This is a genomic window from Streptomyces sp. NPDC057565 (assembly GCF_042801455.1).
Classification (GTDB): Bacteria; Actinomycetota; Actinomycetes; order Streptomycetales; family Streptomycetaceae; genus Streptomyces; species Streptomyces yanii.
The window spans coordinates 107,358-125,640 of the sequence record NZ_JBHVFU010000016.1; the positions used below are offsets into that span (position 1 = coordinate 107,358).

The window sequence follows — 18,283 nt, forward strand, 5'->3', positions numbered from 1 at the left end:
AGGCTCCTTTGCAACGCTTCTTTGCAACATCTTCTTTGTAACTCCGGGAGGCCTCGGCCCCGGCTGTCCGCTACCCCTTCTTGATGAACCCCTCCGCGATCAGCCAGTCCTTCGCCACCTCGTGCGGGTCCTCCCCGTCCACATCCACCTTCGCGTTCAGCTGCTGCGCGACCTCGGTCGTCAGCCGCCTGCTGACCGGGTTCAACAGATCGGCGATCTCCGGGTACTTGTCGAAGGTCGCGGTGTGGACGACGGGCGCGGCGTTGTAGTTGGGGAAGAAGTGCTTGTCGTCCACGAGGACGTCGAGGTTCATCGCCTTGATCCGGCCGTCCGTGGTGAACACCTCGCCCAACAGGCAGGAGTTGGACTTCGAGACCTGGGTGTAGATGATCCCGGCGTCCATCTTCCTGATGTTGGAGGCCGGGATCGACATCCCGTAGGCCTTCTCCATCCCCGGCAGTCCGTCGTCGCGCGAGGCGAACTCGTTCTCCACGCAGATCGTCACCGCCGCCGGGTCCATCTTCGCCAGCGCGGCGACGTCGGAGAGCGTCCGCAGGTGGTACTCCGCGTTGTTCTTCTTGCTGATGGCCAGCGCGTAGGTGTTGTTGAGGGTGGACTGCGGCAGCCAGGTCACCCCGTTCTTCCGGTCCTCGTCCCGGACCGCCTCCCACTGCATCAGCGGGTTGGCGATCGGCTTCGCATGGCCGAGGTACGTGATCCAGGCGGTGCCCGTGTACTCGTACATCGCGTCGGCGCCGCCCTTGATGATGGCCTCGCGCGCGCTGATCGAACCCGGCAGGTTCGTCCGGTCGAGGACCTCGGCACCGGCGGCCTTGAACACCAGGCCGATCATCTGGCCGAGGACGATGTTCTCGCTGAAGTTCTTCGAGGTGACGGTCAGCGAGGCACCGTCCAGTGGCTGCCCCCGGCCGACCGAGCCCGGCACCACGTCGTCGACCATCGGCGAACCGCTCTTCAGCCCGCACCCCGCGAGTGTCACCCAGAGCAGCGCCAGGGTCCCGAGGACACCGGCCGCCCTGAGCCTCCGTGCCGCTCCCTTCCCCGTGCTCACGCCCCCACCTCCAGCCCGCGCGGCGTCAACGCCACCTCGACCAGGGAGGCCAGCCAGTCCACCAGCAGCGCCAGCACCACCGTCAGCACGGAACCGAGCACCAGTACCGGCATCCGCTGCGTCTGGATGCCCGACGTGATCAGGTCCCCCAGCCCGCCGCCCCCGACGAACGTCGCCAGCGTCGCCGTGCCGACATTGAGGACCAGCGCCGTCCGTACCCCCGCCAGGATCAGCGGTACGGCGAGCGGCAGTTCGACCTTCGTCAGCGTGCCCATCGCCGACATGCCGATGCCGCGCGAGGCCTCGACCAGATTCGGCTCGATCGCCCTGAGACCGGCCACGGTGTTGGAGAACACCGGCAGCACGGCGTAGATCACCATGCCGATGATCGCGGTCGACGGGCCGATGCCCAGCCAGATCACCAGCAGTGCCAGCAGGCCGATCGCCGGGGTCGCCTGGCCGACGTTGGCGAGGGCCGTGACCAGCGGGGCGCCCCGGCGCAGCCTGCGCCGGGTCAGCGCGATCCCGAGCGGAACGGCGATGATCAGCACCCAGAAGGTGGAGATCGCGGTCAGCTTGACGTGCTGCCACCAGCGCAGCTGCACATTGCCGCCGGTCAGCGAGTTCTTCGCGATCGAGTCGAGGTGGACGTTGGTGATCCACAGATAGGTGAGGGCGAGGACGACCGCCAGGGCGGCCGGCATCAGCACCAGCTTGCGCCAGGTGATCCGGCGCCGCGGCGCGGCGGGCGGCGGCGCGGGTTCCTCCTCCTCGTCGCGGAAGACGTCCTGGACGTCGTGCTCGCCCGGCAGCGCGGACGGCGACGGGCGTTCCCCGGGACCCGGCGGCACCGACCGGTGGGGATTCATGTCAGGGGGGTTCATGTGCCCGCACCGCCCTCCAGCTCCTGCTCGGTCTGATGGGCGCGCAGCTCCTCCAGATCGTGCTGGTGCTCGATGGCGGTGAGCCGGTCGGCCTCCAGGAGCTCATGAACGGAGTTCATCAGGGTCTCCATGTCGACGACCCCGATGAACTCGCCGCGCCGTCCCGTCGCCGCGACCCGTCCTCCGCTGTCGAGCAGTACGGCCTCCAGCGCGTCGTGCAGTGTGGCGTCCAGGGTCACCGTGTCGTGGACCAGTTGGCCGGCGCGCGCCAGCGAGCCGCGGGCCCGCATCAGGTCGCCGCGCCTCAGCCACTTGTACGGGCGGTTCCTGCGGTCCAGCATCAGGAGCTCGTTGTGCGGGCCGCTGCGCAGCTTGTTGAAGATCGACTGGAGCGGGTCGTCGACCGTCACCGTGGGGAACTCGGCGATCCCCACATCCCGTACCCGGGTCAGATTGAGCCGCTTCAGCGCCGCGCCCGCGCCGACGAATCCGGAGACGAAATCGTCCGCCGGGTTGGTGAGGATCGCCTCAGGGGTGTCGAACTGCGCGATGTGCGATCGCTCCCGCAGCACGGCGATCCGGTCGCCCAGCTTGATCGCCTCGTCGAAGTCGTGGGTGACGAACACGATCGTCTTGTGCAGCTCGTGCTGCAGCCGGATCAGCTCGTCCTGGAGGTGGTCGCGGGTGATCGGGTCGACGGCGCCGAACGGCTCGTCCATCAGCAGCACCGGCGGGTCGGCAGCCAGCGCCCGCGCCACGCCCACCCGCTGCTGCTGACCGCCGGACAGCTGCCGCGGATAGCGCCCGTGGAACTCCCTCGGGTCGAGACCGACCAGATCGAGCATCTCCTCGACCCGGTCCTTCACCTTCGACTTCGACCAGCCGACCATCTTCGGTACGAGGGCGATGTTCTCGGCGACCGTCATGTGCGGGAACAGCCCGGACGACTGGATCGCGTACCCGACCTTGCGGCGCAGCTTCACCGGGTCGATGTCGGTGACATCCTCGTCGTTGATCCTGATCCGGCCGGACGTCGGCTCGATCAGCCGGTTGATCATCTTCAGGGTGGTGGACTTCCCGCAGCCGGACGGCCCGACGAAGATCACCGTCTCACCGGCCTTGATGTCCATCGAGACGTTGTCCACGGCCGGGCTCGGATTGCCCGGGTAGCGCTTGGTCAGGTCCTCCAGCTGGATGGTGGCACCGGAGGCGGCGGCGGGTGTCCCGGCCGCCCCGGCGTCGGTCTCAGGCACGGATCCCCCTGGGAATGGTCAGCCGCCCGAGCAGGACGTACGCGGCGTCGAAGAGCAGAGCGAGGATGACGATGCCGAGCGTGCCTGCGAGAACCTGATTGAGCGCGTTGGCGCTGCCCAGTGAGGCGATGCCGCGGAAGATCTCGTTGCCGAGTCCAGGCCCGGAGGCGTACGCGGCAATGGCGGCGATCCCCATCAGCATCTGCGTGGAGACGCGGATGCCGGTGAGGATCGGCGGCCAGGCGAGCGGCAGCTCGACCCTGCAGAGCCGCGCGATCCGTGACATCCCGATGCCCTTCGCCGCGTCGACGAGGGACGGATCGACGCCGCGCAGCCCGACGATGGAGTTGCGGACGACCGGCAGGAGCCCGTACATCGTGAGAGTGATCACGGTGGGCGGGACGCCGAGCCCGACCAGCGGGATCAGCAGACCGATCGCGGCGAGGGACGGGATGGTGAGGATGGTGGCCGTGGTGGTGATGGCCAGCGAACCGCCCCAGCTGCTGCGATAGGTGACGATCCCGATCAGGATGCCGAGCGCGGTGGCGATGACCATGCACTGGAACACGGCGCTGACGTGCTGGTACGCGTCGGTGAGCAGCTGCTGGTGCCGATTGCCCAGATACTCCCAGAAGCTCACGCGTCACTCCTCGGCTCAGTCGCTGTCCTCCGCGGCCTGCTCGACGAGCGGGATGATGCGCAGAGGCACCGGGTTCTCCATGACGATCGCCGTGGAGGCCCGGACAATGCCATCAAAACCGACAACCCGGTCGATCACCCGCTGAAGGTCGGCGTTGGACCGGGCGACGAGCCGGCACAGCATGTCGCCGTGCCCGGTGGTGGTGTGCAGCTCCAGAACTTCCGGGACGCCGCCCAAATGGGCCCGCACATCGGCTCCTTGGCCCTGCTTGATCTCCAGGGTGGCGAAGGCGGTGACGGGGTAGCCGAGGGCCGCCGGATCGACATCGGGGCCGAATCCGCGGATGACTCCATTCGACTGAAGCCGGTCGAGGCGCGCCTGTGCGGTGCCGCGGGCCACCCCGAGGCGGCGTGACGCTTCCAGCACCCCGATCCGGGGCTCGCGCGCAAGCAGCACGATGAGCCGCCCGTCCAGATGATCGATCGCCATACGGGTCCCCCCCATGGTCACCATGTACAGATAGTCCGCCCATCCAAGCAAACCTGTGTACAGAATGCTCGACAAAAACGCGAACTATTGCGCATCTTGCGATGCGGGGAGAGCCTTCCCTCATGACTGAGACGCTGTACAACACCCCTGACACCGTTCGGCAGGCCGACCCCTTCCCGGTCAAGGGAATGGACGCGGTCGTCTTCGCCGTGGGCAATGCCAAGCAGGCCGCGCACTACTACTCGACCGCCTTCGGCATGAAGCTCGTCGCCTACTCCGGACCGGAGAACGGCAGCCGCGAGACCGCCAGTTACGTGCTGACCAACGGTTCGGCACGCTTTGTCCTCACCTCCGTCATCAAGGCATCCACCGACCACGGCCGCTTCCTGGCCGACCATGTGGCCGAGCACGGCGACGGCGTGGTCGACCTGGCCATCGAGGTCCCGGACGCACGGGCGGCGTACGCGTACGCCGTCGAGCACGGCGCCCTGGGCCTCACCGAGCCGCACGAGGTCAAGGACGAGCACGGCACGGTGGTGCTCGCCGCGATCGCCACGTACGGCCAGACCCGCCACACCCTCGTCGAGCGTTCCGGCTACGACGGCCCGTACCTCCCCGGCTTCGTGGCCGTGGCCCCGATCGTCGAACCGCCCGCCAAGCGCACCTTCCAGGCCATCGACCACTGCGTCGGCAATGTGGAACTGGGCCGGATGAACGAGTGGGTCGGCTTCTACAACAAGGTCATGGGCTTCACCAACATGAAGGAGTTCGTGGGCGACGACATCGCCACCGAGTACTCCGCCCTCATGTCGAAGGTCGTCGCCGACGGCACCCTGAAGGTGAAGTTCCCGATCAACGAACCGGCGATCGCGAAGAAGAAGTCGCAGATCGACGAGTACCTGGAGTTCTACGGCGGCGCGGGCGTCCAGCACATCGCCCTCGCCACCAACGACATCGTCGCGTCGGTCCGCGCGATGCGCGCGGCCGGCGTCCAGTTCCTGGACACCCCCGACTCGTACTACGACACCCTCGGCGAATGGGCGGGCGAGACCCGCGTGCCGGTCGAGACGCTGCGCGAGCTGAAGATCCTCGTCGACCGCGACGAGGACGGATACCTGCTGCAGATCTTCACCAAGCCGGTCCAGGACCGCCCGACGGTCTTCTTCGAGATGATCGAACGCCACGGCTCGATGGGCTTCGGCAAGGGCAACTTCAAGGCCCTGTTCGAGGCGATCGAGCGCGAGCAGGAGAAGCGCGGCAACCTCTGAGCCCAGGCGGCTCCTCCACGGAGGCGGGGTTTCCGGCGGATCCGGAGGCCCCGCCTCTTGCGCCCCGTCGCGGCTCCTGGCCGCCGGCCTCGGGCCGGGGAGGCCGTGGATCCGGCTGCGGGACGATCCCGGCAACGCCGCCAGGACGCCCGGGATCCGGACCGTCCGGCGATCGGACCGGCGCCGAACCCACGCGAAGAACCGCCTCGCCCCCGTCAGCGGCTGCCCGACGCAGACGATTCCGGGGGCGCGGGATTGTCCGTGGTCCCCGTCGTTCCGGCCGGTACCGCCGTCGCGGCGCCCTGCTGCGCGGGCGGGGCCTCGGACGGTTCCTGGGACTGCTGAGGGGGGTTCGGGGGAGGCGTCGGTTCGGGGGCCGGGGGCACCTCCTGCGGACCCAGCCGATCCAGGGCCTCCTGGGCCGATGGGGCGTCCAGAGGGCTGAAGCGGGGGTTCGTGCGCAGCGCCTCCTCCAGGTGGCGGCGGGCCGGGCCGTGGTTCCCGAGCCTTTGTTCGATCATGCCCAGGTGGTACGCGTACAGGGCCGTCCCACCACCCGTGTCCGCCGCCTGTTGCGCGTATGCCAGCGCACTCTGCGAGTCGCCCGATCGGTACAGCGCCCAGCCCAGCGCGTCCGCCACCGCCGTGCTGTGGTGCTGTCGGTCCCACTCCGCCCGCAGCAGCTCCACCGCCCGCGACGCGTCACCGTGGTCGGCCTCGAAGCGGCCGAGGAGGAGGGACTCGTCGACCCCGTGGCCGCTCTCCTGGGCCAGGGTTCTGCGGAGCTTCGTGTACTGGCCTCGGGAGTCGTCGTCGAGCCCCAGCGACTCGTACAACTCACCGAGTTCCAGCATGTATGCGGGGCTCGGGCGCCGGGACAGCGCCGCCCGGTAGTCGCGCTGCGCCTCGTCCGTACGGCCCAGGGCCGCCAGCGCCCGCGCCCGGCCCGCGAGCGACGGAGGGTGGGCGCGATCCGTCCGCAGGGCCGCGGTGTACTGCGCCACCGCCTCCTCGGACTCGCCCCGCTCCCAGGCCAGTTCGCCCAGCCGGAACAGGCAGTCCGTCTTCTCGGCGGGGGTGGTGGCCCGGTTCGCCGCATCCCGCGCGATCGCCAGGGCATCCTCGCGCCGGCCCTCGTTCCGGTACCACTGCGCCGTCCGCGAGAGCGCCGGTACGCCCGAGCGGAGCGCCGTGAACCTCTCCACCGCCCGGCCGGCCGCCGTGTACTGGCCGAGTCCGTTGTACGCGTCGATCAGGACCGGGTACGCCGTCCAGTCCTTCGGCTGCCGGGCCCGTACCGTCTCGCCCCACTTCTTCGCCGTGACGAAGTCGTGCCGCGCATTGGCGAGCGCCGCCAGCCCCACCCAGGCCGCGGTGTTCCCCCGGTCACCCGGCTGTACGTCCAGCGAGCGCCTCAGTGCCTGCTCGGCCCGCCCGTAGTAGGCCACGTCCGCGGAACGCCGCCCCCACTCCACGTACGCCGATCCGAGTACCGCCCAGGACCGCGCGTCGGACGGATGCGTGCCCACCCAGCTCCGCCGGTCCCCGATCAGCGCCGTCAGGTCGGCGAGGGAGGCGGGGGCGCCCGCGTTCGTCGCCGCCAGTGCGCGCATGACCGGTCCCGGCGCAGGCGGCGGCGCGACCTTCTTCCCGTCGTCCGGTACGGACACGACCGCACCCGTGACCAGCACGGCAGCCGCCACCGCACCGACCGCGGCCCGACGCAGTGTCGTACGCAGCGAGACCGGCGGGAGATCGTCCGGCGCCGCGGGGTCCGGATCGGGCGGTGGTTCGGATCCGGGGAGCGACGACGTCTGCGGTGGGGAATCGTCCGGATCGGACGAAGGGGGCGCGTGATCCGACTGGCGGGACTCCGGAGGCTGCTGCGGCATGACATCCATGCCGATCACTCTGCGTCGGTATGAAGATCACACCGTGTTGTGCGAACGCTGCCGCAGACGGGTTCACACCATTGGCCCCGGGTGTCACGCTTGGATCATGGACGATCTTCTCGAACGACTGCGCGCGGGCCTTCCTGCCGAGGCCCTGATCACCGATCCGGATGTCACGGCCTCGTACGCCCACGACATGGCGAGCTTCTGCGACGCGGGCGCCCCGGCCGTGGTGGTGCTGCCGCGCACGGTCGAGCAGGTCCAGCACGTCATGCGCACGGCGACCGCCCTGCGTGTGCCGGTCGTCCCGCAGGGCGCCCGTACCGGCCTGTCGGGCGCGGCCAACGCCTCCGACGGCTGCATCGTGCTGTCCCTGGTGAAGATGGACCGGATCCTGGAGATCAACCCGGTCGACCGGATCGCCGTCGTCGAACCGGGCGTCATCAACGCCGTGCTGTCCCGCGCGGTCAACGAACACGGCCTGTACTACCCGCCGGACCCGTCCAGCTGGGAAATGTGCACCATCGGCGGCAACATCGGCACCGCGTCCGGCGGGCTGTGCTGCGTGAAGTACGGCGTCACCGCCGAGTACGTACTCGGCCTCGAGGTCGTCCTCGCCGACGGGCGCCTCCTGACGACCGGCCGCCGGACCGCGAAGGGCGTCGCCGGATACGACCTCACCCGGCTCTTCGTCGGCTCCGAGGGCAGCCTCGGCATCGTCGTCCGCGCCGTGCTCGCCCTGAAGCCGCAGCCGCCGCAGCAGCTCGTCCTCGCCGCCGAGTTCCCGTCCGCGACAGCCGCCTGCGACGCCGTCTGCCGGATCATGGAGCGCGGCCACACTCCGTCACTCCTCGAACTGATGGACCGTACGACGGTCCGCGCCGTCAACACGATGTCCCACATGGGTCTCCCCGACTCCACCGAAGCGCTGCTCCTCGCCGCCTTCGACACCCCCGACCCCACCGCCGACCTCGCCGCCGTCGCCGAACTCTGCACCACCGCCGGTGCCACCGAAGTGGTCCCCGCGGCCGACGCCGCCGAATCCGAACTCCTCCTCCAGGCCCGACGGATGTCGCTGACCGCCCTGGAGGCCGTCAAGTCGGCCACGATGATCGACGACGTGTGCGTACCGCGCTCCAGGCTCGGCGCCATGATCGAGGGGACGGCGGCCATCGCGCAGAAGTACGACCTCACCATCGGCGTCTGCGCCCACGCGGGCGACGGCAACACCCACCCCGTCGTCTGCTTCGACCACACCGACGCCGACGAGTCGCGCCGGGCCCGTGAATCCTTCGACGAGATCATGGCGCTGGGCCTCGAACTCGGCGGCACCATCACCGGCGAACACGGCGTCGGCGTCCTGAAGAAGGAATGGCTGGCCCGCGAACTCGGCGAGGTGAGCGTCGAGATGCACCGGGGCATCAAGGCGGCGTTCGACCCGCTGGGGCTGCTCAACCCCGGCAAGGTCTTCTGACACCGCCGGTGGACCGCGCATCAGACCTCGTGGTCCGTCGACTCGTCCGGCGGCCACGGGTCGCTCAGCCACAGGTCGTCGGCCGGCAACGGCGCGAGCAGATCGGCCAGAGCGGCGTCGATGCCGAGCCGCTCGGTCTCGGTGCCGGGCGGCACCAGCCGCAGCGTCCGCTCCACCCACGCGGCCACGGTGGAGGACGGCGCCTCCAGCAGCGCATCGCCGTCGGGCGAACTCAGCGCCATGCAGAGGACGGTGCGCCGCTCGATCCTGTCCGGCCAGATCCGCACGTCCCCGTGCCCGCAGGGCCGGAACACGCCCTCGACCAGCAGATCGCGGGCGAACGTCCAGTGCACGGGGAAGCTGGAGTCGATGTGAAAGGTGATGTGTACGGCGTACGGATCCTCCGTGCGGTACATCAGCCGGGCCGGGACGGGGATGCTCCGCTCCGGCGACAGGACCAGCTCGAGTTCCAGCTCGTGTTTCACGACGGTGTGCATAAGTGCGTCCTTTCGGTGCCTGTGGACCGGTCCGCTGACCGGCCCGCACATGGAGAGAGCGCCCTCCCCGCCCCCTATGACGCGACTTCCGGGAAAAACTTCACCGTGACCGGAAAGTGCATCAAACGCCGGGACCGGCCCGGGGGTACGCGGCTGTCTGATAGATGTGGTCCGTTGACTTGAGGCTTCGAAGAGATACGGGACCACGGTGATGAGCGCCCCAACCCCGGCACCCGGTGACGACAGGCCCCGCGAGGGGTATTACCCCGACCCGTCCATTCCCGGATATGTCCGGTACTGGAACGGCACTTCGTGGGTTCCCGGTACGAGCCGTCCTGCGCCCCAGCAGGGCGAATCGATGGCCGCGACGCCCTCCGAGGGGGCAACGCCCGAACCGCGGCCGCAGCCTTCGGCACCGATGTCCGCCCAGGCGTCCGGTCCGACCTACGCGCCGGTGGACGAAACCGGTCCGGTCTTCCTCGACGAGGAGCCGTACGACAGCGACCGCCCCGAACCCTCCTCCGCCTGGCAGGCCGACGCCTCCCGGCAGACCGGCTTCGGCGGGGAACGCGACCGGCGGGTGTCCTGGGGCGGCACAGACGGTACGGGGCAGCCGGAGGGGGCCGGAGCAGCGGGTCAGGTCCCTGCGGACCGGGCCCCGGGAAGCGAGGCTCCCGCCGACCGGGCCCCCGCGGACCCGCGCCTGCCCGCGGCGCCGCAGGACCCGACGGGTGGTGCGCTGCCGGGCATGCGGGGCGGCAACAGCCAGGTCCCCGAGCGAACGGTCGCGATCCGGGCCGACCGACCGGTCGAGCCCGGCGGCGGCAGCGGTGAGGCGGGGCGTCCGCCCGCCGACGGTACGGTCACGACCCGCCCCGTGGGACAGGGGGGCCGGTCGCCCCGTCCCCGCAACGCGGAACAGGAACCGACCGACGGGACCATGGCGATCCGCGCGGTTCCCCCCGGCGCCGGCGCACCGCAGCCCTCCGCAGCGGCACCTGCTCCGGCTCCCGCGCCCGCTCGGGCCGCCGTCCCGGCGCCGGCGCCCGCGCCCGCTCCGGCCAATCCGCTCACCCCGGGCCCCGGCGGCGGAGCCGCCTCCTGGGCGCAGCAGGCCCACCAGCTCGCCGCGCCCCAGCAGGCCGCCCACCCGCAGCCCCAGCTCCCGCAACAGCAGCAATTCCCGCCCCAGCAGTCGCAGCGCGCCGTGCAATCCCAGCAGCGTGTCGGTGCGCAGCCGGCTCAGCCGGACGGCCCGGTCGTGCCCTGGAAGCCCCCGGTCGACGACCACTTCCAGCGGCTCGCACAGGCGCAGGCGGCCGCCCGCCCCGCCGGGCTCGGCAAGCGGTTCGCCGCCCGGCTCGTCGACACGGTCGTGCTGGGCGCGCTCGTCGGCGCGATCGGGTTCCCGCTCGTCTCGCGGGCGATGGACCACATCGGCGACAAGATCGACGCGGCGAAGCTGTCCGGCCAGACGGTCACCGTCTGGCTGGTGGACTCCACCACGGCCGGGCTGTTCGGCGGGGTGCTCGGTGCGTTCCTGGTGCTCGGCGTGCTGTTGGAGGCCCTGCCGACCGCGAAGTGGGGCCGTACGCTCGGCAAGAAGCTCTGCGGGCTGGAGGTACGGGACATCGAGGCCCACGGGGCGCCCTCCTTCGGTGCCGCGCTCCGCCGCTGGCTGGTCTACGGTGTGCTCGGTCTTCTGGTCATCGGTGTGGTCAATGTCCTGTGGTGTCTGTTCGACCGCCCGTGGCGTCAGTGCTGGCACGACAAGGCGGCACACACCTTCGTGGCGGGCTGACGACGAGCACGACGCCGCGCGGGCGACCCGCGCGGCTGACGGCCCGTCGGATGAGGGGCGACCGCTCCGTGCCTCGTTCCCCCGAACGCACCTGAGCCGTTGCGGGCGCCCGTGGGCCGGGGTGCACTGCCCCCATGAGCAACGATCAGCCGACGTCCGGCCAGCCTCCCGAGGACGACCCGTTCCTCAAGAAGCCACGGGAGCCTCAGCCGCCGTCGTCAGGTTCGCCCTACGACAGCGCTCCGCCGCCTCCTCCGCCGCCGTACGAGCCCGGTGCCTACGGCGGCGGCCCGTACGGCGGCACGGACCCGCTCGCGGGCATGCCGCCGCTCGGCGAGCCCGGCAAGCGGATCCTGGCCCGGCTGATCGACTTCCTGATCATCTCGATCCCGCTGTATCTGATCTCGCTGCCGTTCGGCGGCGCGGTCGAGGTGTCGTCGAACAACAACAACCGCAACAACGACAGCGTCAGTAACGTTTTCAACCAGACCTACAGCGGCCATCAGCTGCTCTGGTCGCTGATCGGGCTCGTGGCCTACGTGGCGTACGACACGTACTTCACACACAAGGACGGCCGCACCATCGGCAAGCGGCTGCTGAAACTGCGGGTCGCGATGCTCAATGACGGCCGGGTGCCGGACACCAGTGCCTCGTTCCTGCGGGCCGTGGTGCTGTGGCTGCCGGCGCTGCTGTGCTGTCCGTGCCTGTGGTGGCTGATCAACATCGTGCTGATGTTCACGGACAAGCCGTACCGGCAGGGGCTGCAGGACAAGGCGGCCAAGACGGTGGTGGTCTCGACCGCATAGCCGACGTACGCAGACGGTCCGCCCGCGCGGTGGGCCGCCGGTTGCCCGATCAGTGGCGCAGGGAGTGCTCACCCACGCGCTCGGCGGCGCGGGCGGCCGGGATCCTGGCCGACGGGGCGTCGTCGAGCGGGGTGTCCTTGGTTGCGCCGACGGTGGAGACGGCGCCGTGGTTCGTACGAACCACGGTCGCCGTCTTTGCCGTCTTCGCCGCTTTCCCTGTTTTCATCCGCAGCGGCAGGGGTACGGTGACGGCCACCAGCAGACCGAGCGCCAGCCCCGCCGTACCGATGACGGCGATGCCGACGCCCGAACTCGTGCGGGACAGCAGGAGCATGGCGAGCGTCGAGAAGACGACGGTGACCGATCCGTAGGAGAGCTGTGCAGCAGTGGGACGCGGCATGGCGGTATCCGTCCTCGGGGCAGTCGGAAGGGGCAGTCTCTCAACGCGGTCGCACTGTTAAACGACTCTACGACGGTGGATGCCCTGGAGGAAACGGTAGTAAGCGTGACCTAACCCACGGTGCCGGTGCACGGGGGGCGCACTGAGTCATCCAGCGCGCCAAAGGGGGGCATTGGCGCGCCGGTTGCCCGTTCGGTGACGTCCGTATAACGGAACTGCACTCCCACATAATGCACTTGGTCACTTCAAGTCAAGGTCTGTCTTTTCTCCCGTAACTCCGGTCGAATGTCGTCACTTGTGACGCGTATCCGCGCGCGGCCTCTTCATCACCCCCAGGCCGCAGCCGCGGGCGCCGGGGAGGACTGCATCAAGTGACCACTAAGAGACGGACGCTCCGCGCTGCGGCGGTTGTCGTGGCCATGGCTGCCACCGCTGCCACGGCGTCGGCCTTCGCCACCGCACAGGCCGATGACAAGGCGTCAGGTGCCAGCGCATCCAGCATCGATCGCCGCGACCCGGGGTCGGCCAAGGGTGACGCGCACAACCTGGAGGGCCCCTTCAGCGAGCAGCAGGACGCACAGCGTCAGGCCGCCCTGGAGCAGGTCATTTCCGGCGACAAGAAGGTCTCGAACCGCGACGGCTCCAACGTCGTCAAGCTCGACGACAACAAGTACGTCGAACTCGGCCGCGAGAAGACGGACAAGATCTTCACGATCCTGGTGGAGTTCGGCGACCAGGTCGACGACACCACCATGTTCGACCCGGACGGCGACGGGCCCAAGCCGCCCGTCAAGAAGTACGGCGGCACGCCCGGACCGCTGCACAACAAGATAGCCAAGCCGGACCCGGCGAAGGACAACAGCACCGCCTGGCAGGCCGACTACAACCAGGCCCACTTCCAGGACCTCTACTTCGGTGAGGGCGCCGGCAAGGACTCGCTGAAGACGTACTACGAGAAGACGTCCTCCGGACGCTACTCGGTCGACGGCGAGGTCTCCGACTGGGTCAAGGTCCCGTACAACGAGGCCCGTTACGGTTCCAACTACTGCGGCTCGTCCAACTGCGCCAACTCCTGGGACATGATCCGGGACGGCGTGAACGCCTGGGCGGCCGACCAGAAGGCCAAGGGCCGCACGCCGGAGCAGATCAAGGCGGACCTGGCCAATTACGACCAGTGGGACCGCTACGACTACGACAACGACGGCAACTTCAACGAGCCCGACGGTTACATCGACCACTTCCAGATCGTGCACGCCGGTGAGGACGAGTCCGCGGGCGGCGGCGTCGAGGGCCCGAACGCCATCTGGGCACACCGCTGGTACGCGTACGGCACCAACGCCGGTGCGACCGGCCCGGCCGACAACAAGGCCGGCGGTACCCAGATCGGTGACACCGGCATCTGGGTCGGCGACTACACCGCGCAGCCCGAGAACGGCGGCCTGGGTGTCTTCGCCCACGAGTACGGTCACGACCTCGGTCTGCCGGACCTCTACGACACCACCAACACCGCCGAGAACTCGGTCGGTTTCTGGTCCCTGATGTCGGCCGGCTCCTGGCTCGGCACCGGCAAGAACGCCATCGGCGACCTGCCCGGCGACATGACCGCCTGGGACAAGCTGCAGCTGGGCTGGCTCAACTACGCCTCGGCCAAGGCCGCGACGAACTCGGTCCACAAGCTGGGTGTCTCGGAGTACAACACCAAGGACAAGCAGGCGCTCGTCGTCTCGCTGCCGGACAAGGCCGTCACCACCACTGTCACGACGCCCGCTGAGGGCGCCAAGCAGTGGTGGAGCGACATGGGTGACGACCTCAACAACACCTTGTCCCGCTCGGTCGACCTGACCGGCAAGTCCAAGGCGTCCCTGGACCTTTCGGGCTGGTGGGACATCGAGAAGGACTACGACTACCTCTACACCGAGGTGTCGGAGAACGGCGGCGCCAGCTGGACCGCGATCGACGGCACGGCCGACGGCCGGGCCATCCCGCGCGACGCCAGTGACAAGCCGGCCCTGACCGACGTCTCCGGCAAGTACCAGAAGCTGTCGTACTCGCTGGACGCCTACGCGGGCAAGAAGATCGACATCCGCTTCCGTTACACCACCGACGGCGGCGCGGGCGGTGTGGGCTTCGCGGCCGACACCATCGCGGTCAACGCCGACGGCGCCGTCCTCTTCTCGGACAACGCCGAGGGCGACGACAACGGCTGGACCGCCAAGGGCTTCTCCCGGGTCGGCGCCTCGTTCACCAAGGACTACCCGCAGTACTACATCGCGGAGAACCGCCAGTACGTCTCGTACGACAAGACCCTCAAGGTCGGCCCGTACAACTTCGGCTTCTCCACGACCCGTCCGGACTGGGTCGAGCACTACCCCTACCAGAACGGTCTGCTGATCTGGCTCTGGGACCAGTCCCAGAAGGACAACAACGTCTCCGCCCACCCGGGCCAGGGTCTGATCCTGCCGATCGACGCGCACGCCAAGCCGCTGAAGTGGGCTGACGGCACCGTCATCCGTAACAAGATCCAGCCCTTCGACGCGCCGTTCAGCTGGCAGCCGACCGACGGCTTCACGCTGCACAAGGCCGACGTGGCGGTCAAGATCAAGTCCCAGCCGGGCGTCCCGGTCTTCGACGACCACAAGGGCACCTACTGGTACGCGGAGAACAAGACCGGAAGCGTGAAGGTCGCTGACACCAACACCCGGATCACGATCGTCAGCGAGCCGCTCAGCGGTTCGACGATCACGGTCAAGGTTGGCGCCTCGCACAAGTAATTCCGCATCACCGCAGGTCAAAGCATGATCGGCCGTCGCCCTCTAGCGGGCGGCGGCCGATCGTGTTTAGGTGCCTCTTGTTCGCATTCTTATTGACACGATGTCTTACGGGGGAGCACGGAGCATGGCAGGCGGAGGATTCAGCAAGTTGCCGAACGGCAGTGTGGTGGTCGCGATCACCCTGAACGGCCCGGCGGACGGGACAGGCCCGGGAACCCCGGTCCGGGTCCTGGTGCACGCGGCGAACCGGGCCCGCGCACTGACCCGCCTGCGCAATCTGGGCCTCCGGGCGGTCTACCTCCGCGGCAACGCGGAACCGCCCACGCCCGACGAGATCACGGCGGTGCTGCACCACCCGGACGGCCTGCTCTGGCGAGCGAGACCGGAGAGCGCCCAGGAACTCTGGCACCCCATCCGGGCACTCCTGCGCCCACCGGTACCGGCCCACCAGTCCTGAGCGCGCCTGCGTCCCGCCCGTGCGGCAACGCGGGCGCCGGACGCCTCCGGCAGCCGTCCTTGCCCCTTGCGGCCTCCCCAGTCCTGTCGTGGGGGAGGCCGTTACACCACCGGCTTGCCGGAGAGCTCCACCCCGGCATCCCGGAGCTCCTCCAGCGCCCGCCCCGTGGTCGCGTCGGAGACCCCCGCGGTCAGGTCCAGCAGCACATGCGTCGCGAAGCCTTCCCGGACCGCATCCAGCGCCGTCGCCCGCACGCAGTGATCCGTGGCGATGCCGACGACGTCGACCTCGGTGACCCTCCGGTCCCGCAGCCACTGCGCAAGCCCCACCCCGTTCTCGTCGACCCCCTCGAAGCCGCTGTAGGCCGCCGCGTACGCCCCCTTGTCGAACACCGCGTCGATGGCGCCGGAAGCGACCGCCGGGGCGAAATTGGGGTGGAAGCCCACCCCCTCCGTGCCGGCGACACAGTGCGAAGGCCAGGAGTGCTCGAAGTCGGGCTGTGCGGAGAAGTGGTTGCCCGGGTCGACATGGTGGTCACGGGTGGCGACCACATGGCGGTACCCGGCCTGGGCCTCACCGATCAGGTCGGTGATGGCGGCGGCGACATCCGCGCCCCCCGTCACCGCGAGGCTGCCGCCCTCGCAGAAGTCGTTCTGAACGTCCACGACGATCAACGCGCGGTGCATGGCGGGTGTCCTTAGATGGGGGAGAGAAGCGGGGGAAGAGAGCGAAACGGTGAAGTTCGGGGGCTGCAAATCGAGCCTAGAGACAAAGACCGCCTTGTGGGAGGGGGCGTGTGGCTGCTACCGGTGACCGTCCCCTTCCCTGCCGCCGCACGTTCACACGAACTCCGTCGGAATCACCGGCTCCCCCTTGGACAACTGCACCGCCGACATCGGCAGCCCCCGCCGCGCCGCTATATGCCGCTCCCGCGCCGCGTCCAGCGGCTCGCGCGCGACCACCTCACCACCCCTGACCAGCTCGACCAGCAGCTGCCGGTCGGCCAGCCCGTCGGGCACCGGACCGGTGCCGACCACCTCGGCCTCGGCCACTCCGTTCTCGTCCAGCCGCCGCGCGGCCCACTTGCGACCGCCCATCGAGGACTTCCCTCCCAGCGACTTCTTGGCAACCGGCCGCAGCGGTTCCGCGGGATCGGCGGAGTTCGCCCGGGCGACCAGCTTGTAGACCATGGAGCAGGTCGGCTGCCCGCTGCCGGTGACCAGCTGCGTGCCCACGCCGTACGCGTCGACCGGTGCCGCGGCCAGCGACGCGATCGCGTACTCGTCCAGGTCCGACGTCACCACGATCTTCGTCGCGGTGGCGCCCAGCTCGTCCAGCTGCTGCCGCACCCGGTGCGCGAGGAGCAGCAGGTCCCCGGAGTCGATCCGTACGGCCCCCAGCTCGGTCCCGGCGACGTCGACCGCCGTACGGACCGCCTCGGCGACGTCGTAGGTGTCGACCAGCAGCGTCGTCTTCCGGCCCAGTGAGTCGACCTGCGCCCGGAACGCGTCGCGCTCGTTGTCGTGCAGCAGCGTGAACGCGTGCGCGCTCGTCCCGACCGTCGGGATGTTGTAGCGGAATCCGGCCGCCAGATCGGATGTCGTGTCGAAGCCGCCGATGTACGCGGCCCGCGACGACGCCACCGCGGACAGTTCATGGGTGCGTCGTGCACCCATCTCGATCAGCCGGCGACCACCCGCCGCCGCGGACATCCGGGACGCCGCCGCGGCGACTGCCGAGTCGTGGTTGAGGATCGACAGGATCACCGTCTCCAGCAGCACGCATTCGGCGAAGGATCCCTCGACCCGCAGGATCGGCGAGCCCGGGAAGTACACCTCGCCCTCGGGGTAGCCCCAGATGTCGCCGCTGAAGCGGTAGTCCGCCAGCCAGGCGAGCGTCGGCCCGTCGACGATGTTCTGGTCGCGCAGGAAGGTGAGCATCTCGTCGTCGAAGTGGAAGTTCTCCACTGCGTCCAGGACGCGTCCGATGCCCGCGACGACGCCGTAGCGCCGCCCCTCGGGCAGTCGGCGGGTGAACGCCTCGAAGACCGAGCGGCGGTCGGCGGTGCCCGCCTTCAGCGCGGCCTGCACCATCGTGAGCTCGTACTGGTCGGTGAAGAGCGCTGTCGACGGCACACCGACCCGTCGCCCAAGGTCCGCAGAGTTCATGGCTCGGATGCTACCCCTATTTCGTCAGAGTGACGAGATCTAAGCCGTTTGTGCGATGCCCCCTCCCGGGTGGCAGCATGGGGTAGGTGAGTGTCGCCCCTGTAGAGATCGAGCGTCCCGAATCGGCCGAGGAGAACCTCGTCGTCCCCGAGCCCGACGTGCCCTGGGTGACGCTGGTCCACAACGATCCGGTCAACCTCATGAGCTACGTGACCTATGTCTTCCAGGCCTACTTCGGCTACTCCAAGGACAAGGCTCACAAGCTGATGCTCGACGTCCATCAGAAGGGCCGCGCCGTCGTCTCCAGCGGCAGCCGCGAGGAGATGGAGCGCGACGTCCAGGCCATGCACGGTTACGGTCTCTGGGCCACCCTGACCCAGGACCGCAACTAGCCTCCACCTCTGCCCCGCC

General features: G+C 69.4%; 17 protein-coding genes. 7 read left to right on the top strand and 10 right to left on the bottom strand.

Annotation, left to right across the window (positions count from 1 at the left end; all coding sequences use genetic code 11):
• Nucleotides 1-70 precede the first annotated feature (70 nt).
• From ACFU8W_RS26285 to ACFU8W_RS26305, 5 genes are read right to left on the bottom strand one after another with little or no spacing between them, the layout of a single operon-like run.
• Nucleotides 71-1,015 carry a glycine betaine ABC transporter substrate-binding protein gene (locus ACFU8W_RS26285; protein ID WP_384041881.1) on the bottom strand — a complete coding sequence of 315 codons (945 nt, stop codon included), beginning with the start codon at nucleotides 1,013-1,015 and terminating at the stop codon, nucleotides 71-73.
• Between the two features lie 53 nt (nucleotides 1,016-1,068).
• Nucleotides 1,069-1,941 (bottom strand): ABC transporter permease, encoded by an 873-nt coding sequence (locus ACFU8W_RS26290; RefSeq protein WP_345518469.1) that lies wholly within the window; start codon nucleotides 1,939-1,941, stop codon nucleotides 1,069-1,071.
• 11 nt (nucleotides 1,942-1,952) lie between these two features.
• Nucleotides 1,953-3,209 carry an ABC transporter ATP-binding protein gene (locus tag ACFU8W_RS26295; protein ID WP_384041759.1) on the bottom strand — a complete coding sequence of 419 codons (1,257 nt, stop codon included), beginning with the start codon at nucleotides 3,207-3,209 and terminating at the stop codon, nucleotides 1,953-1,955.
• Complete coding sequence (locus ACFU8W_RS26300) at nucleotides 3,202-3,849, bottom strand: ABC transporter permease (protein ID WP_345517857.1); 648 nt, start codon at nucleotides 3,847-3,849, stop codon at nucleotides 3,202-3,204. The genes ACFU8W_RS26295 and ACFU8W_RS26300 overlap by 8 nt, the downstream gene beginning before the upstream one ends.
• Nucleotides 3,850-3,864: 15 nt before the next feature.
• Nucleotides 3,865-4,338, bottom strand: a complete 474-nt coding sequence (locus ACFU8W_RS26305) for an Lrp/AsnC family transcriptional regulator (protein WP_345518471.1) — start codon at nucleotides 4,336-4,338, stop codon at nucleotides 3,865-3,867.
• A gap of 122 nt (nucleotides 4,339-4,460) precedes the next feature.
• On the opposite strand from ACFU8W_RS26305, the gene hppD reads away from it, so the two are divergent.
• Nucleotides 4,461-5,606 carry a 4-hydroxyphenylpyruvate dioxygenase gene (gene hppD, locus ACFU8W_RS26310; RefSeq protein ID WP_266985131.1) on the top strand — a complete coding sequence of 382 codons (1,146 nt, stop codon included), beginning with the start codon at nucleotides 4,461-4,463 and terminating at the stop codon, nucleotides 5,604-5,606.
• A gap of 215 nt (nucleotides 5,607-5,821) precedes the next feature.
• Here the strand turns inward: hppD and ACFU8W_RS26315 are convergent, their stop codons facing one another.
• The gene (locus tag ACFU8W_RS26315; RefSeq protein WP_384041763.1) at nucleotides 5,822-7,507 is read right to left on the bottom strand and encodes a tetratricopeptide repeat protein; all 1,686 of its coding nucleotides are present in this window, start codon (nucleotides 7,505-7,507) and stop codon (nucleotides 5,822-5,824) included.
• 97 nt (nucleotides 7,508-7,604) lie between these two features.
• Here ACFU8W_RS26315 and ACFU8W_RS26320 point away from each other — a divergent pair, with 97 nt between their 5' ends.
• Nucleotides 7,605-8,972, top strand: coding sequence for an FAD-linked oxidase C-terminal domain-containing protein (locus ACFU8W_RS26320; protein WP_345517860.1), 1,368 nt, complete (start codon nucleotides 7,605-7,607; stop codon nucleotides 8,970-8,972).
• Between the two features lie 20 nt (nucleotides 8,973-8,992).
• On the opposite strand, the gene ACFU8W_RS26325 is transcribed toward ACFU8W_RS26320, so the two are convergent.
• Nucleotides 8,993-9,469, bottom strand: a complete 477-nt coding sequence (locus tag ACFU8W_RS26325; protein WP_384041766.1) for an SsgA family sporulation/cell division regulator — start codon at nucleotides 9,467-9,469, stop codon at nucleotides 8,993-8,995.
• Between the two features lie 211 nt (nucleotides 9,470-9,680).
• On the opposite strand from ACFU8W_RS26325, the gene ACFU8W_RS26330 reads away from it, so the two are divergent.
• Together ACFU8W_RS26330 and ACFU8W_RS26335 are read left to right on the top strand one after the other, a co-directional pair.
• On the top strand, nucleotides 9,681-11,270 hold the full coding sequence (locus ACFU8W_RS26330) for an RDD family protein (RefSeq protein ID WP_384041769.1): 1,590 nt from the start codon (nucleotides 9,681-9,683) through the stop codon (nucleotides 11,268-11,270).
• Nucleotides 11,271-11,404: 134 nt separating this feature from the next.
• The gene (locus ACFU8W_RS26335) at nucleotides 11,405-12,076 is read left to right on the top strand and encodes an RDD family protein (protein WP_345517863.1); all 672 of its coding nucleotides are present in this window, start codon (nucleotides 11,405-11,407) and stop codon (nucleotides 12,074-12,076) included.
• 49 nt (nucleotides 12,077-12,125) lie between these two features.
• On the opposite strand, the gene ACFU8W_RS26340 is transcribed toward ACFU8W_RS26335, so the two are convergent.
• Nucleotides 12,126-12,476: a hypothetical protein gene (locus ACFU8W_RS26340; RefSeq protein WP_384041773.1), complete on the bottom strand. Its 351-nt coding sequence runs from the start codon at nucleotides 12,474-12,476 to the stop codon at nucleotides 12,126-12,128.
• Between the two features lie 371 nt (nucleotides 12,477-12,847).
• On the opposite strand from ACFU8W_RS26340, the gene ACFU8W_RS26345 reads away from it, so the two are divergent.
• Nucleotides 12,848-15,247, top strand: a complete 2,400-nt coding sequence (locus ACFU8W_RS26345) for an immune inhibitor A domain-containing protein (protein ID WP_384041776.1) — start codon at nucleotides 12,848-12,850, stop codon at nucleotides 15,245-15,247.
• Between the two features lie 124 nt (nucleotides 15,248-15,371).
• A complete protein-coding gene (locus ACFU8W_RS26350) occupies nucleotides 15,372-15,704 on the top strand; it encodes a hypothetical protein (protein WP_345517866.1) in 333 nt (110 codons plus the stop codon).
• A gap of 101 nt (nucleotides 15,705-15,805) precedes the next feature.
• On the opposite strand, the gene ACFU8W_RS26355 is transcribed toward ACFU8W_RS26350, so the two are convergent.
• Together ACFU8W_RS26355 and ACFU8W_RS26360 are read right to left on the bottom strand one after the other, a co-directional pair.
• Nucleotides 15,806-16,390: an isochorismatase family protein gene (locus ACFU8W_RS26355; protein ID WP_384041781.1), complete on the bottom strand. Its 585-nt coding sequence runs from the start codon at nucleotides 16,388-16,390 to the stop codon at nucleotides 15,806-15,808.
• Nucleotides 16,391-16,543: 153 nt separating this feature from the next.
• Nucleotides 16,544-17,872 (bottom strand): nicotinate phosphoribosyltransferase, encoded by a 1,329-nt coding sequence (locus tag ACFU8W_RS26360; RefSeq protein WP_384041784.1) that lies wholly within the window; start codon nucleotides 17,870-17,872, stop codon nucleotides 16,544-16,546.
• A gap of 86 nt (nucleotides 17,873-17,958) precedes the next feature.
• Here ACFU8W_RS26360 and clpS point away from each other — a divergent pair, with 86 nt between their 5' ends.
• The gene (clpS, locus tag ACFU8W_RS26365; protein ID WP_018555894.1) at nucleotides 17,959-18,264 is read left to right on the top strand and encodes an ATP-dependent Clp protease adapter ClpS; all 306 of its coding nucleotides are present in this window, start codon (nucleotides 17,959-17,961) and stop codon (nucleotides 18,262-18,264) included.
• Nucleotides 18,265-18,283: the final 19 nt, after the last annotated feature.

What these genes read in the sequence shown, in the direction of transcription:
- ACFU8W_RS26335 (WP_345517863.1), top strand. Translation starts at nt 11,405, where the DNA reads ATGAGCAACGATCAGCCGACGTCCGGCCAGCCTCCCGAGGACGACCCG.
- ACFU8W_RS26330 (WP_384041769.1), top strand. Translation starts at nt 9,681, where the DNA reads ATGAGCGCCCCAACCCCGGCACCCGGTGACGACAGGCCCCGCGAGGGG.
- ACFU8W_RS26355 (WP_384041781.1), bottom strand. Translation starts at nt 16,390, where the DNA reads ATGCACCGCGCGTTGATCGTCGTGGACGTTCAGAACGACTTCTGCGAG.
- ACFU8W_RS26350 (WP_345517866.1), top strand. Translation starts at nt 15,372, where the DNA reads ATGGCAGGCGGAGGATTCAGCAAGTTGCCGAACGGCAGTGTGGTGGTC.
- hppD (WP_266985131.1), top strand. Translation starts at nt 4,461, where the DNA reads ATGACTGAGACGCTGTACAACACCCCTGACACCGTTCGGCAGGCCGAC.
- ACFU8W_RS26320 (WP_345517860.1), top strand. Translation starts at nt 7,605, where the DNA reads ATGGACGATCTTCTCGAACGACTGCGCGCGGGCCTTCCTGCCGAGGCC.
- ACFU8W_RS26290 (WP_345518469.1), bottom strand. Translation starts at nt 1,941, where the DNA reads ATGAATCCCCACCGGTCGGTGCCGCCGGGTCCCGGGGAACGCCCGTCG.
- ACFU8W_RS26315 (WP_384041763.1), bottom strand. Translation starts at nt 7,507, where the DNA reads ATGGATGTCATGCCGCAGCAGCCTCCGGAGTCCCGCCAGTCGGATCAC.
- ACFU8W_RS26340 (WP_384041773.1), bottom strand. Translation starts at nt 12,476, where the DNA reads ATGCCGCGTCCCACTGCTGCACAGCTCTCCTACGGATCGGTCACCGTC.
- ACFU8W_RS26305 (WP_345518471.1), bottom strand. Translation starts at nt 4,338, where the DNA reads ATGGCGATCGATCATCTGGACGGGCGGCTCATCGTGCTGCTTGCGCGC.
- ACFU8W_RS26360 (WP_384041784.1), bottom strand. Translation starts at nt 17,872, where the DNA reads ATGAACTCTGCGGACCTTGGGCGACGGGTCGGTGTGCCGTCGACAGCG.
- ACFU8W_RS26325 (WP_384041766.1), bottom strand. Translation starts at nt 9,469, where the DNA reads ATGCACACCGTCGTGAAACACGAGCTGGAACTCGAGCTGGTCCTGTCG.